At 73.7% G+C, this 20,940-nt stretch carries 15 protein-coding genes; 11 read left to right on the forward strand and 4 right to left on the reverse strand.

Annotation, left to right across the window (positions count from 1 at the left end):
- The first annotated feature begins 177 nt into the window (after positions 1-177).
- The 5 genes from SYYSPA8_RS11040 (at position 178) to gatB (ending at position 6,476) form a co-directional block, all read left to right on the forward strand.
- The gene (locus tag SYYSPA8_RS11040) at positions 178-2,367 is read left to right on the forward strand and encodes a putative bifunctional diguanylate cyclase/phosphodiesterase (RefSeq protein WP_323446860.1); all 2,190 of its coding nucleotides are present in this window, start codon (positions 178-180) and stop codon (positions 2,365-2,367) included.
- 552 nt (positions 2,368-2,919) lie between these two features.
- Entirely contained in the window at positions 2,920-3,216 is a 297-nt protein-coding gene (gene gatC / locus SYYSPA8_RS11045; RefSeq protein ID WP_003955854.1) for an Asp-tRNA(Asn)/Glu-tRNA(Gln) amidotransferase subunit GatC, read from the forward strand.
- Between the two features lie 2 nt (positions 3,217-3,218).
- On the forward strand, positions 3,219-4,712 hold the full coding sequence (gene gatA, locus SYYSPA8_RS11050) for an Asp-tRNA(Asn)/Glu-tRNA(Gln) amidotransferase subunit GatA (RefSeq protein ID WP_323446861.1): 1,494 nt from the start codon (positions 3,219-3,221) through the stop codon (positions 4,710-4,712).
- On the forward strand, positions 4,709-4,948 hold the full coding sequence (locus tag SYYSPA8_RS11055) for a hypothetical protein (RefSeq protein WP_323446862.1): 240 nt from the start codon (positions 4,709-4,711) through the stop codon (positions 4,946-4,948). The genes gatA and SYYSPA8_RS11055 overlap by 4 nt, the downstream gene beginning before the upstream one ends.
- Before the next feature lie 16 nt (positions 4,949-4,964).
- On the forward strand, positions 4,965-6,476 hold the full coding sequence (gatB, locus tag SYYSPA8_RS11060; protein WP_323446863.1) for an Asp-tRNA(Asn)/Glu-tRNA(Gln) amidotransferase subunit GatB: 1,512 nt from the start codon (positions 4,965-4,967) through the stop codon (positions 6,474-6,476).
- 194 nt (positions 6,477-6,670) lie between these two features.
- Here gatB and SYYSPA8_RS11065 read toward each other — a convergent pair whose 3' ends face one another.
- Entirely contained in the window at positions 6,671-7,570 is a 900-nt protein-coding gene (locus SYYSPA8_RS11065; protein WP_323446864.1) for a hypothetical protein, read from the reverse strand.
- Between the two features lie 282 nt (positions 7,571-7,852).
- On the opposite strand from SYYSPA8_RS11065, the gene SYYSPA8_RS11070 reads away from it, so the two are divergent.
- From SYYSPA8_RS11070 to SYYSPA8_RS11090, 5 genes are all read left to right on the forward strand, one after another.
- Entirely contained in the window at positions 7,853-10,111 is a 2,259-nt protein-coding gene (locus SYYSPA8_RS11070; RefSeq protein ID WP_323446865.1) for an MMPL family transporter, read from the forward strand.
- A 21-nt stretch (positions 10,112-10,132) separates the two neighbouring features.
- Positions 10,133-10,699, forward strand: a complete 567-nt coding sequence (locus SYYSPA8_RS11075; protein ID WP_323446866.1) for a GNAT family N-acetyltransferase — start codon at positions 10,133-10,135, stop codon at positions 10,697-10,699.
- 72 nt (positions 10,700-10,771) lie between these two features.
- Positions 10,772-11,305 (forward strand): hypothetical protein, encoded by a 534-nt coding sequence (locus SYYSPA8_RS11080; protein WP_323446867.1) that lies wholly within the window; start codon positions 10,772-10,774, stop codon positions 11,303-11,305.
- 1,253 nt (positions 11,306-12,558) lie between these two features.
- Positions 12,559-12,828, forward strand: coding sequence for a hypothetical protein (locus SYYSPA8_RS11085; RefSeq protein ID WP_323446868.1), 270 nt, complete (start codon positions 12,559-12,561; stop codon positions 12,826-12,828).
- Positions 12,829-12,888: 60 nt separating this feature from the next.
- Complete coding sequence (locus tag SYYSPA8_RS11090) at positions 12,889-15,948, forward strand: helix-turn-helix transcriptional regulator (protein ID WP_323446933.1); 3,060 nt, start codon at positions 12,889-12,891, stop codon at positions 15,946-15,948.
- Between the two features lie 569 nt (positions 15,949-16,517).
- Here SYYSPA8_RS11090 and SYYSPA8_RS11095 read toward each other — a convergent pair.
- The 3 genes from SYYSPA8_RS11095 to SYYSPA8_RS11105 form a co-directional block, all read right to left on the reverse strand.
- Positions 16,518-16,718, reverse strand: a complete 201-nt coding sequence (locus SYYSPA8_RS11095; RefSeq protein ID WP_323446869.1) for a DUF6191 domain-containing protein — start codon at positions 16,716-16,718, stop codon at positions 16,518-16,520.
- 107 nt (positions 16,719-16,825) lie between these two features.
- Complete coding sequence (locus SYYSPA8_RS11100) at positions 16,826-18,103, reverse strand: PQQ-dependent sugar dehydrogenase (protein ID WP_407705979.1); 1,278 nt, start codon at positions 18,101-18,103, stop codon at positions 16,826-16,828.
- A gap of 296 nt (positions 18,104-18,399) precedes the next feature.
- Positions 18,400-19,539 carry an aldo/keto reductase gene (locus SYYSPA8_RS11105; RefSeq protein ID WP_323446871.1) on the reverse strand — a complete coding sequence of 380 codons (1,140 nt, stop codon included), beginning with the start codon at positions 19,537-19,539 and terminating at the stop codon, positions 18,400-18,402.
- Positions 19,540-19,653: 114 nt separating this feature from the next.
- Between SYYSPA8_RS11105 and SYYSPA8_RS11110 the strand changes: the two genes are divergently transcribed.
- Positions 19,654-20,604, forward strand: coding sequence for a 2-hydroxyacid dehydrogenase (locus SYYSPA8_RS11110; protein ID WP_323446872.1), 951 nt, complete (start codon positions 19,654-19,656; stop codon positions 20,602-20,604).
- The last annotated feature ends 336 nt before the right edge of the window (positions 20,605-20,940 follow it).

Genomic DNA, 20,940 nt, shown 5'->3' on the forward strand with positions numbered 1-20,940 from the left:
GCAAGAGCTGTAGAGCGCTGCCCGTCGGAGCCCAACGCCGCCTACTGTTGAGATGTGCGCCAGTCGTGCACGGCCGCGTGGTGGGAATTTCAGTCGTGGTGGCATGACGAAGTCGTGTGGCATGACGAAAAGGACCATCGCCAGGCATCGGCACCGCCGGCTGTGAGAGGGACGGGAATGGAACCGACCGAGAGCGCCGCCCCGGTCCCCCGGCCGCGTGGCTTCGCGGCCCTGGCGGGTCTGGCGGGGATGACACCCGGGCTGCCCGTCGCCGTCGTCGGCGCGGCCGCGCTCGTCCTGGCCACCGGGATCACCGGAGCGGTCAGGGACGAGCGCGCCCTCTTCCCCGGCTCCACCGTGGGCTGGGCCTTCGCCGTCCTCACCGGGATCATCGTGGGACATCTGGTCGCCCTCGGCCGCGACCGCTGGTGGGGCGGCACCGGCTCCGGCGCCGCCCTCACCCTCGCCGTGCTCCTGCTCTACGGCTGGGTGCCCGCCGTCCTGGTCTCGCTGGCCGTCGTCGCCCTCGTCGGCACCGTCCGCAGACAGCGGCGCCGCCACGGGCTGCTGCACGGCGCCGCCGACGTCCTCGGCATCGGCGCCGCCACCCTCGTCCTCACCGCCTTCGGTGTGGAACCCACCGTGGAGCAGCCCTGGGAGCCACTCGACTGGGGCATCGGGGCCGCGCCCGAAGTGGTCCTCGCGGCCGCCGCCTATCTCGGGGTCACCCGGCTGCTTCTGTGGTATGTGCTCACCCCCCAGGGCGGGGGACTGCCCACCATCGCCCGGACGGCCCTGCTGCGGCAGGGCCTTGTCGCGGTCGCGCTCCTCGGCATCGCCCCGCTGATCTGCGTGGTCGCCGTCGCGCTGCCGCTGGTGCTGCCGCTCTTCGCCGTACCGCTGATCGCCCTGGACTCCACCCTGTGGATCGCCCGCGCCCGCGCCGAGGAACAGCTGCGCGACCCGCTGACCGGCCTGCCCAACCGGCAGTGGCTGCTGGAGCGCACCTGGGCCGCGCTGGAGGAGGCCGAGAGCCACGGCACCCGCTCCGCCCTCGTCCTCATCGACCTCGACCGCTTCCGCTCCGTCAACGACACCCTCGGCCATCTCGCCGGGGACCGGCTCCTGTTGCAGATAGCCCAGCGGCTGCGGCACGCCCTGCCGCGCGGCGCGGAGGCGGCCCGCCTCGGCGGCGACGAGTTCGCCGTGCTGCTGCCCGTCGCCGACTCCATCACCAGCGCCCAGCGCGTCGCCCGCCAGCTCGCCGGGGAGCTGTCCTCCCCGCTCGACCTGGACGGGCTGACCCTGGTCCTGGAGGCCAGCGCCGGCGTCGCCGTCTTCCCCGAGCACGCGCTCGACGCGGAGGGCCTGCTGCGCCGCGCCGACGTGGCGATGTACCAGGCGAAGCGGGACCGCACCGGCGTCGAGGTCTACGAGTCCAAGCGCGACAGCAACACCCCCGACCGGCTGGGGCTCCTCGGGGACCTGCGCCGGGCCCTCGACGCCCACGAGGTCGAACTGCACTACCAGCCGAAGGTGCGCTTCGACGGCCATGTCGCCGGTCTGGAGGCCCTGGTCCGCTGGGTCCACCCGGACCGGGGCCGGGTCCCGCCGGACGAGTTCATCGCCATCGCCGAGTCCTCCGGGCTGATGCCGCACCTCACCGAGTACGTCCTCGACACCGCCCTCGCCCAGGTCGCCGTCTGGCGGGCGCAGGGCCTCAAGGTCCCCGTCGCGGTCAACGTCTCCCCGCGCGACGTCCACACCCCCGGCTTCGCCGGCTCCGTCGCCGCCCGCCTCGCCCGGCACGGGGTCCCCGCCGGGGCGCTCCAGCTGGAGATAACGGAACACGTCCTGCTGGAGGACCCCCAGCGGGCCGCCGACACCCTCGCGGGCCTCACCGACCACGGGGTGCGGATGTCGCTGGACGACTTCGGCACCGGCTACTCCTCCCTGGTCCATCTGCGCCGCCTCCCGGTCAGCGAGCTGAAGATCGACCGCTCCTTCGTGGCCCGGCTCGCCGTGGACACCGAGGACGCGGAGATCGTCCGCTGCACCGTGGACCTCGCGCACTCGCTGGGCCTGCTGGTCGTCGCGGAGGGCGTCGAGGACGACGAGACCTGGGAGCGCCTGCGGGACCTGGGGTGCGACGCCGTCCAGGGGTGGCTGGTCGCCGCCGCCATGCCACCGCAGGAGACGACCGCCTGGCTGCGGGCCCGGGGCGAGCACGGCTGGCACCGCCAGCCCCGCTCCATCGAGCCCGCGCCGCCCGCGCCGCAGCCCCCGCCGGCGCCCGCGCCCGGCGCGCCGTCCCCGCCGCCCGCCCCGGCGGCGGCCGACGAACCCTCCGGCCAGGTCGTCCCCTAGGTCGTGTCTTCACAGTCCCGTCTGCCCGGCGTGCCCTGGCACGGCACTCCTCCTGGGCCTTGCGGCCCGGGTGGGGGTGCCACCGGCGGAGCCAGGGGGAGTACCCCCACGCCGCGTTGTCGTCAGTCGCCGATGGCCCCCTGGGCCTGGCGGCCCGGGTGGGGGTGCCACCGGCGGAGCCAGGGGGAGTACCCCCACCGCAGGGACTCGCCCCCTGGGCCTGGCGGCCCGGGAGGTACCCCCATCCTCCGCCTTGCGATCCGTCCCCTCGGCCCTGGCGGGCCTGGGGAGACCCCATGCACCAGACTCCGCCGGGCCCGCCCTCCGGGCGGACGACGCTACTGTGAAGACACTCCCTAGCGGGTACGGAAGGGCGGTCCGGGAGGCCCGTGCCGTCGGGCGGCCCGGTGACCGGCGGCGCGTACGGGGAGCGGTCCGGGTGCCCCCGGGAGGCCGGGCGGGGGCGGGCCGGGGCAAACCGTTTCGTGGTCAGGGGTCCGTGCCCCCTAGGATTGGCCCCAAACCACACACACTCACCCTGAGGATCGCTGCATGCCTGGCATCACGCGCGAGGAGGTCGCCCACCTCGCCCGGCTGGCACGCCTGGAACTCTCCGGCGACGAACTCGACCATTTCGCCGGTCAGCTCGACGACATCATCGGCGCGGTCGCCCGCGTCGCCGAAGTCGCCGACCAAGACGTGCCCCCGACCTCCCACCCGCTGCCGCTGACCAATGTCATGCGCGCGGACGAGGTCCGTCCGTCGCTCACCCCCGAGCAGGCGCTCTCCGGCGCCCCGGCCCAGGAGCAGCAGCGTTTCAAGGTGCCGCAGATCCTGGGGGAGGACTGATCATGACGGACATCATCAAGCTCACCGCGGCCCAGATCGCCGCGAAGATCGCTTCCGGCGAGCTGACCGCCGTCGAGGTCACCGAGGCCCACCTGGCGCGGATCGAGGCCGTGGACGAGAAGGTCCACGCCTTCCTCCACGTCGACCGCGAGGGTGCCCTCGCGCAGGCCCGCGCCGTCGACGCGCAGCGCGCCGCCGGCGAGAAGCTCGGCCCGCTCGCGGGCGTACCGCTCGCACTGAAGGACATCTTCACCACCGAGGGCGTGCCCACCACCGTGGGCTCCAAGATCCTCGAAGGCTGGATCCCGCCGTACGACGCCACCCTGACGCGCAAGCTGAAGGAGGCCGGTGTCGTCATCCTCGGCAAGACCAACATGGACGAGTTCGCCATGGGGTCCTCCACCGAGAACAGCGCCTACGGCCCCACCGGCAACCCCTGGGACCTGACCCGGATCCCCGGCGGCTCCGGCGGCGGCTCCAGTGCGGCGCTCGCCGCGTACGAGGCGCCCCTCGCCATCGGCACGGACACCGGCGGCTCGATCCGCCAGCCCGCCGCCGTCACCGGCACCGTCGGCGTCAAGCCCACCTACGGCGGGGTCTCCCGCTACGGCATGGTCGCCTTCTCCTCCTCCCTCGACCAGGGCGGGCCCTGCGCCCGCACGGTCCTGGACGCGGCCCTGCTGCACGAGGTCATCGCCGGTCACGACCCGCTGGACTCGACCTCGATCGACGCCCCGGTGCCCCCGGTGGTCGAGGCCGCCCGCAACGGCAGCGTCGCCGGCCTGCGCGTCGGCGTCGTCAAGCAGTTCGGCGGCGAGGGCTACCAGGCCGGCGTGGTGCAGCGGTTCCAGGAGTCCGTCGCCCTGCTCAAGGAGCTGGGCGCCGAGATCGTCGAGCTGGACTGCCCCTCCTTCGACCTGGCCCTGTCGGCGTACTACCTGATCGCGCCCTCCGAGTGCTCCTCGAACCTGGCCCGCTTCGACGCCATGCGCTACGGCCTGCGGGTCGGCGACGACGGCACGAGGTCCGCCGAGGAGGTCACCGCCCTCACCCGTGAGGCGGGCTTCGGCGACGAGGTCAAGCGCCGCGTCATCCTCGGCACGTACGCCCTCAGCTCCGGCTACTACGACGCGTACTACGGCAGCGCCCAGAAGGTCCGCACGCTGATCAAGCAGGACTTCGACGCCGCCTTCGAGCAGGTCGACGTGATCGTCTCGCCGACGACCCCGACCACCGCCTTCCCGATCGGCGAGCGCGCCGACGACCCGATGGCGATGTACCTGGCCGACCTGTGCACCATCCCGACCAACCTGGCCGGGAACGCGGCGATGTCGCTGCCGTGCGGGCTCGCCCCGGAGGACAACCTCCCGGTCGGGCTCCAGATCATCGCCCCCGCGATGAAGGACGACCGGCTGTACAAGGTCGGCGCGGCCGTCGAGGCCGCTTTCGTGGAAAGGTGGGGGCACACCCTGCTTGAGGAGGCACCCTCGCTATGAGCGCGTTGACCAAGGCCAAGAGCTTCAAGAAGTCAAAGGCCGGTACGTATCTGTCGATCGGCACCACCGCCTTCGGCGCCCTCGGCGTCGCCAAGCAGATCAAGGCCGCCCGCAGCGAGCACGACACGCTCCGCCTGCTCGACGCCGCGATCACCGGTGCCGCCATTGTCACGGGCATCGCCCTGCTGCTGCGCGAACTGAAGCGCATCGGCGACGACGACGTCCTGCTGGGCTGAGAGGGAAAGTTTCACCGTGACCGTCACTGAACTGGTGTCGTACGAAGCGGCCCTCGCCGGCTACGACCCCGTCATGGGCCTGGAGGTCCATGTCGAACTCGGCACCAGGACCAAGATGTTCTGCGGCTGCTCCACGGAGCTGGGTGCCGAGCCCAATACGCAGACCTGCCCCACCTGTCTCGGCATGCCCGGCTCCCTCCCCGTCGTCAACGCGATCGGGATCGAGTCGGCCATCAAGATCGGTCTCGCGCTGAACTGCGAGATCGCCGAGTGGTGCCGCTTCGCCCGGAAGAACTACTTCTATCCGGACATGCCGAAGAACTTCCAGACCTCGCAGTACGACGAGCCGATCGCCTTCAACGGCTATCTGGACGTCCAGCTGGAGGACGGCGAGATCTTCCGCGTGGAGATCGAGCGCGCCCACATGGAGGAGGACACCGGCAAGTCGACCCACGTCGGCGGCGCCACCGGCCGTATCCAGGGCGCGTCCCACTCCCTGCTCGACTACAACCGGGCCGGCATCCCGCTGATCGAGATCGTCACCAAGCCGATCACCGGCGCCGGTGAGCGTGCCCCCGAGGTCGCCAAGGCGTACGTCGCCGAGCTGCGCGAACTCATCCGGGCGCTGGGCGTCTCCGAGGCCCGGATGGAGATGGGCCAGATGCGCTGCGACGTCAATCTGTCCCTGATGCCCAAGGGCGCCACCGTCTTCGGCACCCGCAGCGAGACCAAGAACGTCAACTCGCTGCGCTCCGTCGAGCGCGCCGCCCGGTTCGAGATCCAGCGGCACGCCGCCGTCCTGGAGTCCGGCGGGAAGATCGTCCAGGAGACCCGTCACTTCCACGAGGACGACGGCAGCACCACCTCCGGCCGGATCAAGGACAACGCCGAGGACTACCGGTACTTCCCGGAGCCCGACCTCGTCCCCGTCGCCCCCGCCCGTGCCTGGGTCGAGGAGCTGCGGGCGGCCCTGCCCGAGCTGCCCCGCGTGCGCCGCAACCGGCTCCGTGAGGAGTGGGGCATCGCCGAGCAGGACATGCAGTCCATCCTCAACGCGGGCGCGGTCGACCTGATCGTCGCCACGACCGAGGCGGGCGCCCCGGCCGAGGCGGCCCGCAAGTGGTGGATGGGCGAGCTGGCGCGCAACGCCAACGACTCCGGCCGCGCGCTGGACGAGCTGCCCATCACCCCGGCGCAGGTCGCCCGGGTCGCCGCGCTGGTCTCCTCCGGTGACCTCAACGACAAGCTGGCACGCCAGGTCATCGAGGGCGTCCTCGCGGGCGAGGGCGACCCCGACGCGGTCGTCGCCGGACGCGGTCTGAAGGTCGTCTCCGACGACGGGGCCCTCGGCACCGCCGTGGACGAGGCCATCGCGCAGAACGCGGCCATCGCGGACAAGATCCGTGGCGGCAAGGTCGCGGCGGCGGGCGCGCTCGTCGGCGCGGTCATGAAGGCCACCCGGGGCCAGGCCGACGCGGGCCGCGTCAAGGAACTGATCCTGGAGAAGCTGGGCGTGACGGAGGGCTGACGTCCCCGTCCCGCGCACGCGCAAGCCGCCCGGGGGCGGTCGCACCCATCAGGGAGCGGCCGCTCCCGTGGCGTATCCGGCACCCGGCCTGTGCCACCCGGCCCGCGGCACCCCGCCCGCGGCCGGACGCGGGCCCGGACGGCGCCGACGCAAGCGGGCACCCCCCGGCTCAGCGGCGTATGGCTCAGTGGCGCTCAGTGGCGTATCCCCAGCCCCGGCAGCAGCAGCTCCCCCCGGTCCTTGCAGCTCACATCCCGGGCCCGCAGCTCCTTGGGGTGGGTGGTGCCCCGCGCCCGCAGCTCCGCCAGCGCCAGCCGGGCCGCCTCCGCCGTCTGAGCGCGCTCCGGATCCGGGAACTCCGCCTGCCACCACCCCCGGTCCCGCGAATGCCAGCCCCGCGCGCGCATCACCCCGGCCCGCTCCGGGGTGTCCGCCCCGTCCCGGTCGTCCACCGACACCTGGAGCCCGTCCGCCAGACCGTAACTGAGCTGCACCCGACGCCCCCGGTCCGCCCCGCTCGTCACACAGAACCCGGCCCAGTCGCCCCCCACCTGCGCCGGCAACTGCTCCACCCACGCGGTCAGCATCAGCTCCAGCGCGTACCCGAAGTGCTCCAGCGAGGACGCCATCCGCCCGCCGGTGCGCTCCGCCGGAGGCTCCCCCGGCCCGCCGCGGTCCAGCTGCCAGATGTACGGCAGCAGATCAAAGTCGTGCGGCTCATCGGCGGCCCAGGCCCCGCCCCAGGCGAAGACCCGCAGCTCCGCCGCCTCCAGCAGGCCGGTGTCGTGGACGGAGAGCCGGGCCCCGTACCGGTCCCCGGCGAGCAGCACGGTCCGGCGGTCGTCCCGCCAGCGGACCCCGGGGCCGTGCGCGGACCCCCCGTACAGCGTGGGCTCCCCGATCCGGGCGACGATCTCCCCGTACACCCCCTGGAAGGACTCCCGGCGCTCCCGGAGCGTGGCCCCCGGCTCCAGGGCGAGCACCGGCACCGGGGGCCGTCCCAGGTGCGGCCCGGGGGAGTCGTGCAGCGTCAGGGCGAACGCGGCGGCATCGCCGGGCGCGAGCATCGGATGGCTGCTCCCTGTCGTCTCCATGCCGTCCATCGTGCCAGCCGCCACCGACAACGTCCGCTCCGCCCAAGGCCGTTCGGCCGCCCGGGCGCCCCGGGGGACCGGGCGGAGGGCTGTGATCCGCCCCACGAATCCCCGCCCGGCCGACCAACGATCTCCAAACACTGAGAGAGTGCGGTGAAAGCAGGCCAGCCGGCCGGCAGGTCGGCAGGCCGGACGTTCAGCAGGTCAGGCGTTCAGCAGGTCAGAAGTTCTTTCCGGGCCGTTCCCGAGGGAAGACCGACACCTCTCCAGGGAGCAGGTCCATTGGCAGCCGTAGCCCGGTGGTGCGTCAGGCACCGACTCGTCACCGTCCTGCTCTGGGTCCTCGTCTGCGCGGGCACCGCCCTCGGCGCCCTCACCGCGGGCACCGCCTACTCCAACGACTACGACGTCCCCGGCACCGAATCCGGCCGCGCGGCCGCCCTGCTCGCCAAGGGCTTCCCCGGCCAGGACGGCGACAGCGACACCGTCGTCTGGCACACCGAACGCGGCTCCGCACGCGACCCGCAGGTCCGCGAACCCATGAACCGGATGCTGGCCGACCTCGCCGCACTGCCGTCGGTGGCCTCCGTGACCGGCCCGTACCGGAGCGGCGGCGAGGCACAGGTCAGCCCCGACGGGCGGACCGCGTACGCCACCGTCACCTACGAACAGCGGGCCGCCGACCTCGCCCCGGAACGGATCGACGCGGTCGTCGACACCGCGCGGGCCGCCGCGAGCGAGGGGATCCAGGTCGAGACCGGCGGCCCCGCCGCCGGCCGGATGCAGACCCCCGGCGGGCACACGGCCGAGATGGTCGGCGTCGCCGTCGCCGCCGTGGTCCTCTTCCTCGCCTTCGGCTCGCTCGCCGCCAGCCTGCTCCCCATCGTCACCGCGCTGATCTCGGTCGGCACCGCCTACGCGGGCACCGTCCTCCTCGGCCACGCCATGACCGTCGCCGACTTCGCCCCCATGCTGGGCCTCCTCGTCGGACTCGGCGTCGGCATCGACTACGCCCTCTTCATCGTGACCCGGCATCGCCGGGGACTGCGCGCCGGCCTCCCCGTCGACCGGGCCGCCCACGAGGCCGTCACCACCACCGGCCGCGCCGTCGTCTTCGCCGGGGCCACCGTCTGCATCGCCCTCCTCGGCATGCTCGTCCTGCGACTCGACTTCCTCGACGGGGTCGCGATCTCCGCGTCGCTCACCGTCGTCTGCACCGTCGCCGCGTCCGTCACCCTGCTGCCCGCGCTCCTCTCCCTCATCGGCGAACGCGCGCTCAGCGGCCGGGAACGGCGGGCACTGCGCGAACACGGCCCCCGGCCCGACGACCCCACCAGCGGCCTCGCCGCCCGCTGGTCCGCAGTCGTGGAACGGCGGCCCCGGCTGCTGGGCGCCGTCGCCACCGTCCTCATGGCCGTCCTGGCACTGCCCGCGCTCTCGCTCCACCTCGGCACCTCCGACCAGGGCAACCACCCCGCGGGCTCCACCACCCGCGCCGCGTACGACCTGCTCGCGCACGGCGGCCCCGGCTCCGCACCGCAGGGCGGCGGCTTCGGCCCCGGCGTCAACGGCCCGCTCACCCTCGTCGCCCGGATCGACGGCCCCGCCGACCGCGCCGCCCTCGACCGGCTGCCCGCCGTCCTCGCCGACACCCGGGGCGTCGCGTCCACCGGCCCCGTCGTCCACAACCGCGCCGGGGATACGGCGCTGCTCACCGTCGTCCCCACCTCCTCGCCCCAGTCGAAGGCCACCAGCGACCTCGTGGACCGGCTCCGCACCGAGGTCCTGCCCGCCGCCACCGGCGACACCGGGCCCCGCGTGTACGTCGGCGGAGTGACCGCCGGCTACGACGACTTCGCCGCCCTGATCATCGGCAAGCTGCCGCCCTTCGTCGGCGTGGTGATCGGCCTCGGCTCCCTCCTGCTGCTCCTCGCGTTCCGCTCCTTCGCGATACCCCTGAAGGCCGCCGCGATGAACGTGGCCGCCGTCGCCGCCGCCTTCGGCGTCGTGGTCGCGGTCTTCCAGTGGGGCTGGGGGAGCGAGCCGCTGGGGCTGGGCGCTGCGGGCCCGGTCGAACCCTTCCTGCCCGTGATCATGGTCTCGGTGCTCTTCGGTCTCTCCATGGACTACCAGGTCTTCCTGGTCGGCCGGATGTACGAGGAATGGCTCGCCACGGGCGACAACCGGCGGGCGGTACGCGTCGGACTCGCCGAGACCGGGCGGGTGATCAACTCCGCCGCCGTGATCATGATCTCGGTCTTCCTCGCCTTCGTCCTCACCGGCGACCGGATCATCGCCATGTTCGGCATCGCCCTCGCCGCCGCCGTCGCCCTGGACGCCTTCGTCCTGCGCACCCTCCTGGTCCCCGCCCTGATGCACCTCCTCGGCGGCGCCAACTGGTGGCTGCCGCGCTCCCTGGACCGGCTGCTGCCCCGGATCACCATCGAGCCGCCGGCCACCGGGGAACCCCGGCCGGCCGGGGAGCCGCCCGCCGACGAGGCCCGTGCGAAGATCGTTCCGCCCGTGCGCGAGAACGTCTGAGAAGTCTGAGAAGAGAGCACCATGTTCGCGATACCCCTCGGCCCCGCCGACCTGAAGGCGGAGCTGCGCCCCCTGGAGCCCTGGCAGGCCGAGGAGTTCTTCGCCCACATCGACCGGGGCCGCGAACACATCGGCCGCCACGCCCCCCTCACGGACGTCAACCGCACTCTCGACGAATCCCGGGCGTTCCTGACCCGGTATGCGCAGAAGCAGGCCACCGACACCGGCCGTATCCACGGCATCTGGCAGGACGGCACGCTCGTCGGCGGGGTGCTGTTCCGGATCTTCGACACCTCCGAGGGCCTCTGCGAGGTCGGCTGCTGGCTGGAGGCGACCGCCACCGGACAAGGGCTCATCACCCGCGCGATCCGCGTACTGATCGACTGGGCCGTCGAGGAGCGCGGGATGCACCGCGTCGAATGGCACACCTCCGCCGCCAACGAAGCGAGCATCCGCGCCGCCGAACGCCTCGGCATGCGGCGCGACGGCGTACTGCGGGACGCCGACCTCCACCGGGGCGAACGCCACGACCTGGAGATCTGGTCCGTGCTCGCACCCGAGTGGCGCGAACTGCGCGCCCGCGCCTGACCGCCTCCCCCTGCCGCCGCCTCTCAGGTCCCTCTCAGGCCCCTCTCAGACGGGCCGCCTAGCGTGCGCCGTATGGACCTCACGAAGACCGACAAGACCAGCGACGCACCGACCGGGACGGACACCCCGGACGTCCTGGAGAACGACACCGAGAACGATGCCGAGAACGACGCGGCGGACAGGGACGACGACGCGGACCTCGCCGACGAGGCCGAGGCCACCTCGTCAGCGGCGGGACTGCTCTCCGCCGCCGGCGCTGTCGTCGCGGCCGCACTCGGCATGGTCGGCCTCAGCGGCAGCTGGATCGGCCGGATCGCCGCCGAACGCCAGACCCTGATCGGCCAGCTCGAAACCTCCCAGGGCGGCACGCCCGCCGCCCAGATCTCCGCGATCTACGGCGACGCCTGGCACACCACCGCCCTGGTCAACGGCGTCTTCGCCCTGATCGCCCTGATCATCGCCATCGCCGTCCTCACCCGCCCCGAACGCCCCGCGTGGGTCCGCGCATGGGCGATCGCGGGCGCGGTGCTCGGCGCGATCGGTGCGTTTCTGGCGGTGGGCATGTACTTCGACCTCTTCCTCGCCCTGCCGAAGGCGGGCTCCTGACGGGTCGCGGTGGCCGGCCCGGGTCGGTACGAGGCCGTCGCGCTCGTCCGGGGTTCCGGTGGCCCGCCCGTGTCGGTACGGGGTCCCGCACCCCTTTTCCCCCGGCTCGGGGTACCGGTCTGCTGTGCCGGCTGTGTGGGTGGGGGGTGCAGGGTCGCCCCCGCAGGGGATCGGCGGTAAGTCCGGCGTGCGTTGACCGTGGGCCTTCGGTCCGCCGACCCCGAGGAGGTGAGCCCGGAGGCCACCGCCAACCCGCACCACACGGTGCGCCGGGACCACCCGAACAAAACCAGCCTCGTGGGGGTCCCCCCGGACGAAGTCTGGGGGAGATTGAGGCGCGGGGCCTCGGGGGCTGGCCCCCGACAACCACCCGAGCAAATCCAGCCGGTCCGGCGCTTGAGGACGGACCAGGACCCTGCCCCGCCGCACAGGCGAACGTCCCGCAGTGTGCGGGCCTGTGTCGGGGACCAGTCCCCGAACCCCTGCGCCTCAATCGCCGGCGAGGCTGGTTTTTGCTCGGGTCGACGGCGAGGCGGGATTTGTGCGGGCTCATCGCGGGCCAGGCTGAGTTTTCCGGGTTGCCGCAGGGGCGGACAGGTTCTCGGGCACATGGCATGTGCGGCCCCGCGTCGAGGGCCAGCCCCCGAGCCCCCGCGCCTCAATCTCCCCCAGACTTCGTCCGGGGGACCCCCAAGAGGCTGGTTTTTGCCGGGTGATCGTCGGCGAGGCGGGTTTGTGCGGGGCGACGTTGACGGGGCGGGTTTGTGCGGGTCGGCCCGGCGCCGGGTGGTGGTGCGGGTTGGCGGGGCCTCCGGGCTCACCTCCTCGGGGTCGGCGAGCGTACTCACCAGGTCCCGTGCGGGTCGGCCTCCGCCGATCCCCTGCGGGGGCGACCCTGCACCCCCGCCCACGGACCAGCCGGAGGGTGGCCGGTACCCCCGGCGGGGGGAAGGAGGGTACGGGACCCCGTTCCGACGCGGCCCAGGCCACCGGGACCCCGGACAAGCGCGACGTACCCGTACCGACACGGGCGGGCAGCGCGAGGCCGACCTCGTACAGGTACGGGCCACCGGGACCCCGGACGAGCGCGAGCAAACCGTACCGACGCGGGCGGACTGCGCAAGGCCGACCCCCGCCAGGCGTGGGCCGGCGCCTCAGGAGACGGCCCGCACCCGGAGGGCCTTAGGCGCCGGGCGGACCTCCCCCACGCACGCCTAAGGCCCCACCCCCCGGGAACATGCGGAACCCTCCCGATGCGCCGCACCCCCCTGGCCGACGAGATTGGTGCCACGGCAACCCGCCGCACTCGATCCGTCCAGGAGGACACCGTGTTCGACACCACCCACCACCAGCTCCCGCACGCCCCGCGCCTGCGCCACGCCGAACTCGTCCAGGAGGCCGAGGCATACCGCCTGGCACGCAGCGTCCGCAAGGCCCGCCGGGCGGCCGCCCGGGACGGGGACGGCGGCGACGGCGAGGGACGGCCCGGCGGCGATCGTGAGCGGTACGCGCCGGCCGCCTGAGCCGTGTCCGCCCTCGTCCTGGCCCGGAGCCCCCGGGCCGCGCTGTCGGACCGCTGTGCGATGCTCGGGACCGTGGAGACCAGGTCCGTCAGTCCGGTGTTCGTCGGCCGCGCCGGTGAGTTGTCCGTGCTCACCGGCGCGCTCGACCGTGTCGGCTGCCCCGGCTCGGGCGGCCAGGGGGAGCCGCAGGCGCTGCTGGTCGGCGGGGAGGCCGGCGTCGGAAAGACCCGGCTGATCGAGGAGGCGCTCGCGGAGGCCCGCCGCCGGGGCGCCGTCGTCGCGGTCGGCGGATGCGTCGAGATCGGCGCCGACGGGCTGCCGTTCGCCCCGTTCTCCAGCGCCCTGCGCACGCTGCACCGGCTGCTTCCGGAGGAGCTGGCCGCCGCCGCCCTCGGCCAGGAGGACGAGCTGGCCCGGCTCCTGCCCGAGCTGGCCCCCCGGAGCCCCCGGGGTGACGCGGGCCGGGGCGAGGACGACAGGGCCCGCCTCTTCGAGCTGACCGCCCGGCTGCTGGAGCGGATCGCCGCCGACCATGTCGTCGTCCTCGTCCTGGAGGACCTGCACTGGGCGGACGCCTCGACCCGCCATCTCCTCGCCTACCTCTTCCGAACTCTCCGCCGGGGCCGGCTCGTCGTCGTCGCCACCTACCGCTCCGACGACGTCCACCGCCGCCACCCCCTCCGCCCCTTCCTCGCGGAACTCGACCGGATGCGCACGGTCCAGCGGATCGAGCTGACCCGCTTCACCCGCGACGAGGTCCACCACCAGCTCGCCGGCATCCTCGCCGCCGAACCGGAAGCCACCATGGTGGACCGGGTGTTCGACCGCTCCGACGGCAACGCCTTCTTCGTCGAGGAACTGGCCCGCAGCATCGCCGACGGCAGCCCCTGCGGCCTGCCCGACTCGCTGCGCGACATCCTCCTCGTCCGCGTCGAGGCCCTGCCCGAGGACGCGCAGAAGGTGGCCAGGATCGTCGCCGAGGGCGGCTCCACCGTGGAGTACGGGCTGCTGCTCGCCGTCACCCGGCTCTCCGAGGACGACCTCATCGAGGCGCTGCGCTCCGCCGTCGGCGCGAACATCCTGCTGGCCACCACGGACGGCGACGGCTACCGCTTCCGCCACTCCCTCGCCCGGGAGGCCGTCGCCGACGATCTGCTGCCCGGTGAGCGCCCCCGCATCAACCGCCGGTACGCGGAGGCGCTGGAAGCCGACCCGGCCCTGGTCCGGGACGACGAGCGGGCCACCCGCCTCGCCAGCTACTGGTACCACGCCCAGGTCCCCGCCAAGGCACTCCCCGCCGTCCTGCGCGCCTCCGTCGAGGCCCGCATCCGCCATGCCTACGCGGAGCAGCTGCGGCTCCTGGAGCGGGCCATGGAGCTGTGGGACGCCGCCCCCGACGACATCCGCGGCGGCCTGCGCCCCCTCGACTACGCCGAGGTCTACCCGGCCTGCGGCTGCGACCCGGCCACCCCCCTGCGCTTCCTCGACCTGATGGCGGAGGCCACCGTCGCCGGCCGGCTCAGCAGCGAACGCGAGCGGGCCCTGAAGATCGCCACCCGAGGCCGCCGGATGGCCGTCGACGAGGGCGACCCGCTGCGTGCCGCCTGGTTCGCCGTCGAGCGCTACCGGCTGGTCTCCGCCCTCGGCCGGGGCGACGGCTGGGCCGAACTCGCCGAAGCACAGTCCCTCGTACGCGGCCTGCCGCCGTCCGCCGTGCATGCCGAGGTCCTGGCCGAGGTCGTCGGCTGGCAGCGGCTGCACGCCCCCGGTCCCGAGAGCCTGGAGACCGCCGAACGGGCCGTCTCGTACGCCCGCATGGTCTCCGAGGAGGAGATCGAGCTGAAGGCCCGCTTCATCCTGGGCGTCCTGATGACCGACGCCGGCGACATCGACGGCGGGCTCGCCGAGATCCACGCCGCCCGGGAGCGCGCCGTCCGCCTCGGGCTGCCCAGCCTCATCGGCCGCTTCCATGTGAACCTCCCCGCCGTACTCGAAGGACTCGGCCGCTCCCAGCAGGCCGTCGACCTGATCACCGAAGGCATCGCGCTGACCCACCACTACGGCCTGCTCGACTCCGAGGCCTGGATCCTCGGCTACCTCGCCGAGTCCTGCTACTCCCTCGGCCGCTGGGACGACGCCGTCACCGCCGCCGAACAGGCCGTCCGCAAGGCCCTCAGCCCCCGCCCCCGTGGCTACGCCGCCGTCCAGCTCGCCCTCCTCGCCCTGGCCCGGGGCGACGCCGCCGCCGCGGCCGGACAACTGGCCGCCGCCCGAGCCCACTTCGGTACCCACGACCCCATGCCCCAGTCCTCCCTGCCGCTTGCCCGCGTCGAACTGGGCATCGCGGCAGCCGACGGCCGGGTGGCCGACGCCCGCGCCGCCTTCGCCGACGCCGTCCGCGACGGCGTGCAGCCCTGCGTCCACCGCTACGCCTGGCCACTGGTACGCGCCGCCGCGACCCTGGAGGCCGACACCCGGGGGCTGCCCGCCGCCGAGCCCGGCCGGGCCGAGGCCCTGGACCTCATCCGCCGCACCGTCACCACGCTGGCCGCGGCAGTCCCCGTGTGGCAGGCCCACGAGACCTGGGTCCGGGCCGAGCTGCGCCGCGCCACCGGCGAGGACACCGCCGCGGACTGGGCCGAGGCCGACGCCGCGTTCGACGGGGTCGGCTTCCCCCGCGAACACGCCATGGTCCGCACCCGCCGGGCCCAGACCCTGCTGCCGGTGGACCGCGAACAGGCCACCGCGCTGCTCCGCCGGGCCGCCGCGACAGCCCAGCGGGTGGGAGACCGCCCCCTGGCCGAGGACATCGCCCTCACCGCCCAGAGCGCCCGCCTCACCCTGGCCTCCGGCGACTCCGCCCCCGCCATCGCCCCGCGACAGGGGCCCGGCCTCGGGCTGACCCCGCGCGAGGAGGACGTGCTGCGCCTGGTCGCCGACGGCCGCAGCAACCGCCAGATCGCCGAGGCGCTGTACATCTCACCCAAGACCGCCAGCGTCCATGTCTCGAACATCCTCGCCAAACTGGGCGTCTCGGGCCGGGGCGAGGCCGCTGCGCTGGCCCACCGGTTGCGGCTCTTTCCTTCCTCGTCCGGTCCGGACGATCGAGTGTCGGCCTGACGACTGGGGGTGCGGGTCGTCTTTTGCGCGGGTTGTCGTCGGGGGCCGGCCCCCGAGGCCCCCGCGCCTCAATCTCCCCCAGACTTCGTCCGGGGGGGGACCCCCACGAGGCTGGTTTGTTCGGGTGGTCCCGGCCCCGGGTGTGGTGCGGGTTGGTGGGGGCCTCCGGGCTCACCTCCTCGGGGTCGGCGGACCGAAGGCCCACGGTCAGCGCGAGCGGGACTTGCCGCCGATCCCCTGCGGGGGCGACCCTGCACCCCCCACCCACGAAGCCGGCGGAGGCGGCCGGTACCCCGAGCCGGGGGAAAGAAGGGGTGTGGGCCACCCCGTCGACACGGGCCAGGCAGGGCGGAACCCCGGACGGGAAGAAAAGGGTGCGGGACCCCGTATCCGACGCGGGCGGGCCACCGGAGCCCCGGACGAGCGCCGCCCACACGTACCGACACCGGTTGGGCGGCCAGGGCCCTGGACGGGAGGCCGAGGTCTCCGGATCGACGCGGGTCGGGCAGCGCGAGGGCTCATGCGTACAGGTACGGGCCACCGGTGCATCTGTCGGCGGTCGGGCGGGGTCAGGGGGCCGGCGGGGGATCCTGGGCCTCCGCGTCGACGGGCTCCTCGCGGCGGACCAGGACCACGCCCGACGAGAGGTCGATGGGGCCCTTGCACGGGTCCGCCGAGCCGGCGTCCTCCCGGGTCAGCTCCAGCCTCTTCCTTTCGTCCGTCAGATGCTTGCTGCCCGGCGCGAAGATCTCTTCGAAGACGTTGAACATCGGTTCTGCCCCCTGGCCTCAGTCCGGTGCGCCCTGTGTGTTTTCCAGCGTAAGTGCTCCCTTTCGGATCGGTCCGGGCCCGGCAGGCTCGCCCCGGACGACACGGCTCAGGTCACCTCCAGCCGGAGGACCCTGTCGTCACCGCCGCCGGGGGACCCCCTGCCGTCGGTCTCGCTGGTGATCAGCCAGAGCCCGGAGGCCTCCGCCGGCAGCACCGTGCGCAGCCGGCCGTACTTCTCCGTCAGGAACGCCTCCGGCCGCGCCACCGGCTCCGGTCCGTCGAGCGGGATCCGCCACAGCCGTTCGCCCCGGAGTCCCGCCATCCAGATCGAGCCACGGGCGTACGCGATACCGCTGGGCGACGCCTCCTCCGTGCGCCACTGGGCCACCGGGTCCACGAAGCGCGGGCCGCCGCCCTTGCCCTCGGCCTCCGGCCAGCCGTAGTTCTTTCCCGGCTCGATCAGATTCAGCTCGTCCCAGGTGTTCTGCCCGAACTCCGCCGCCCAGAGCCGGCCCTCCGCGTCCCACGCCAGGCCCTGCACATTCCGGTGGCCGAGCGAGTACACCAGCGATCCGGAGTCCGGGTTGTCCGGGGCGGGGCGGCCCTCCTGGGTCATGCGCAGGATCTTGCCGCCCAGGGACTTCGGGTCCTGCGAGAGCCCGGTCTCACCCGCCTCGCCCGTCCCCGCGTAGAGCATCCCGTCCGGGCCGAACGCGATCCGTCCGCCGTTGTGGATGCCGCCCTTGGGGATGCCCCGCAGCACCGTGTCCGGTGCGCCCAGCTGCCGGCCCGCGGGCGCGCGCTCGTCGAACCGCAGGCGGGCGATCCGGTTGTCCGAGCCGGTCGTGAAGTACGCGTAGACCTGGCGGTCGGAGGCGAAGGAGGGGGAGAGCGCCAGCCCCATCAGGCCGCCCTCGCCGCCGGACGAGACCCCCGGCACCGAGCCGATCTCCGTCTTCCGTCCGGTCTCCGTGTCGACCCGGGTGATCGTGGCCTCGTCCCGCGAGGAGATCAGAAGATCCCCATCGGGCAGGGCGGCCGCGCCCCAGGGCGACTTCAGCCCTTCGGTGAGCGTGTCCGCCACCCGGACCGATCCCCGCGCCGGCGGGGGCGCCGGCGGTGAGCCCGATCCGGACGGGGCGGGCGGCTCCCCGGGCGCCGACCCCGATGCCGGACCGGACGGCGAGGCCCGCGCCGGGGACGAACTCTCCGCCAACGGCCAGCCGCCCCCGCCCCCGCCCTCGTCGCCCGAGCACCCCGTGGCCAGCAGTGCCACCACCGCGGCCACCACGACCGCCCCACCCGCCCCGCCGGCTCTCCGCGAGCGCGGCCCTGCCCGATCGACGAGTCGCGTGAGTCGCGCAAGTCCCGTGAGTCCTGTCAGTCGCGTAAGTCGCCCAAGTCCCCTTGGTCCCCTGGCTCCCATGGTGCGCTTCCTTTCCCCGTGGCCGCCGGTCCTGCCCGGCTCCCCGCCCTTCATACGCCGCCCGGCCCCCGGAGGTTCCCACTCCACGCCCGACGCTCCGAAAGGCGCAGGTCCACGCCCCGGGCGACACGCTGACCAATGCCCAGGCCAACACGCTGACCAACGCCCCGACCCGTCACCCGCCCCGACCCGACCGCCGACCCAACGCCCCGCCCCGCCTCGCCCCGCCCCGCCTCGCCCCGCCCCGCCCGCCCTCAGTCCCAGGACCCCAGCGCCTCCGGCAGCCCCTCGATCTCCCACACGTCCCGCGGCGAAAGCCCCAGCCGCGCCGCCCCCGCGTTCTCCACCGCCCACTCCACCCGTTTGGCCCCCGGCACCGCCACCACGTTCCGCCCCCGCCCCAGCACCCACGCCAGCGCCACCTGCGCCGGCGTCCACCCCGGCCCGTGCCGTTCCGCGATCCGCCGCAACCCCGCCACCAGCGGCTGGTTCGCCGCCATCATCTCCGCCGTGAACCGCGGGTGCCGCGCCCGCGCGTCGTCCGGCTCGAACCCCTGCCCCGGCGTCATCGTCCCCGTGAGGAACCCGCTCCCCAGCGGCATCGCCGCGAGAAACCCCACCCCGCGCGCCTCGCACCACGGCAGCAGCCGCCCCAGCGCCCGCGCCGACCACACCGACAGCTCCGCCTGGACCGCGCTCACCGGGAACACCTGCTGGAGCCGGTCCAGTTGGCGGATCGTTCCCTCGTAGAGATCGTCCGCACGGCCGGGCTCCCGGGCCCCCCACCGCACGCCCTGCCCCCCGCCGCCCCGCGCCGCGCCCGCCGTCCCTGCGCCCGCCGTCCGCACGCCCGCCGTCCGCACGCCCCCCGCCCGTACTCCGGCGGTCCGCGTCCCCACGGCCCGCGCGCCCGTCTCCCGTACCCCCATCGCGCACACGCCCAGCGCCCGTACCTTCCCGGCGCTCACCAGCTCGGCCATCGCGCCCCAGGTCTCCTCCACCGGGACCTCGGGATCCGGCCGGTGCAGCTGGTACAGGTCGATGACGTCCGTCTGGAGCCGCCGCAGCGACGCGTCGCACGCCCGTCGCACATAGCCGGGCCGCCCGTTCGCGACCACATGCCCGTCCCCGACGAGCAGCCCGACCTTGGTCGAGACGAAGGCGTCCCGCCGCCGCTCCCGCAGCACCCGCCCGATCAGCAGCTCATTGGTGAAGGGCCCGTACATATCGGCCGTGTCCAACAGCGTGGAGCCCGCGTCCAGCGCGGCGTGGACCGTGCGCACCGACCGTTCCCCGCGTTGTTGGGAGGTGGTGTACGCCCAGCTCATCGGCATGCAGCCGAGCCCGACCGCACCCACCTCCAGAGCCGACGCACCGAGTGTCCTGCGCTCCAACTCCCGTACCCCTCCCTTGGCCGCCCACCAAACTAACCAATGCGGAGCACCCCTCTCCGCACCGGACGCCCCACCCCCGGCCCGATCCGCGGGACACGGCCTACCCTCGTGTCCATGACGACCGACATATGGCTTCCGTACCCCGTCGAGGAGCTCCCGGGACTGCCCTCGCCCGCCGAGGCGGGCTTCCGCTACCGCTTCTGGGACGGCGGCCCGGACTTTCCGGCGGACCCGGCCGACTGCGTCTTCTACACCGTCCCGTACCTCAAAGGAGTGGAGACCGTCACCCGCCCGCTCCCCGGGATGACCTCCCTGCGGGTCATTCAGACACTCTCCGCAGGCACCGACCATCTCGATTCCGCCCTCGGAACGATGCACTCCGGCGTACGCCTCTGCAACGCCCGGGGGGTGCACGAGGCGTCCACCGCCGAGCTGGCCCTCGCCCTCACCCTCGCCTCGCTGCGCGGGCTGCCCGGCTTCGTGCGCCGCCAGGACGCCCACGACTGGCGGAGCGGCTTCCACCCCGCCCTCGCCGACCGTTCGGTACTGATCGTGGGGTACGGGGCGATCGGCGCGGCCATCGAGGAGCGTCTGATTCCGTTCGAGTGCGCGCGGGTCGTGCGCGTCGCGCGCTCCGCCCGCACCACGGCGCACGGGGAGGTGCGCCCGCTGAGCGAAATGCCCTCTCTGCTCCCGGAAGCCGATGTAGTGATCCTTTCGACCCCTCTGACCGCTGCCACGAGGGGCCTGGTCAGCCGCGACTTCCTGGCGCGGATGAAGGACGGGGCACTTCTGGTCAATGTCGCCCGGGGGCCCGTCGTGGACACCGAGGCGTTGCTCGCGGAGGTGAAAACCGGCCGGATCACCGCCGCACTCGATGTCACCGATCCCGAGCCGCTGCCTTCCGGTCACCCCCTCTGGGACGCTCCTGGGGTGCTGATCAGTCCCCATGTCGGTGGCTCCACTTCGGCCTTCTTCCCGCGGGCCCGACGGCTCCTCGCGGACCAGTTGCGGCGCTTCGCGGCGGGTGATGAATTGGCCAACGTCGTACTCACCACCGAATAACTCCAGCCTTCCCCGGTCCCGCCGTCCCCGGGCACCATGGCAGCGGCACGCCGCCCCAGTGCCGCACCCATGCCGTTCGGTTGCGCCCCGATGTCGTCACATCCGGAAACTCTGCGAAGTCATCCGATCGCTCCGCGTGCCAGCGTGGCGAATGATGGTCACTGAGAGTAGAGGAGCTATGTCCCTGAGTGACGGTCCTGGTGTATCGTCCGGACCTGGGGGCCGCACCGGAGCATGTGGCGGTGCGGATTGCGACCTGACTGCCGATCAGACTTCGAGGGGGGCGACGGGCGATGCACGGCCAATGGACCAAAGATCCGACCTGGTGGGGATGGA

This window comes from Streptomyces yaizuensis (genome assembly GCF_034961445.1).
GTDB lineage: Bacteria > Actinomycetota > Actinomycetes > Streptomycetales > Streptomycetaceae > Streptomyces > Streptomyces yaizuensis.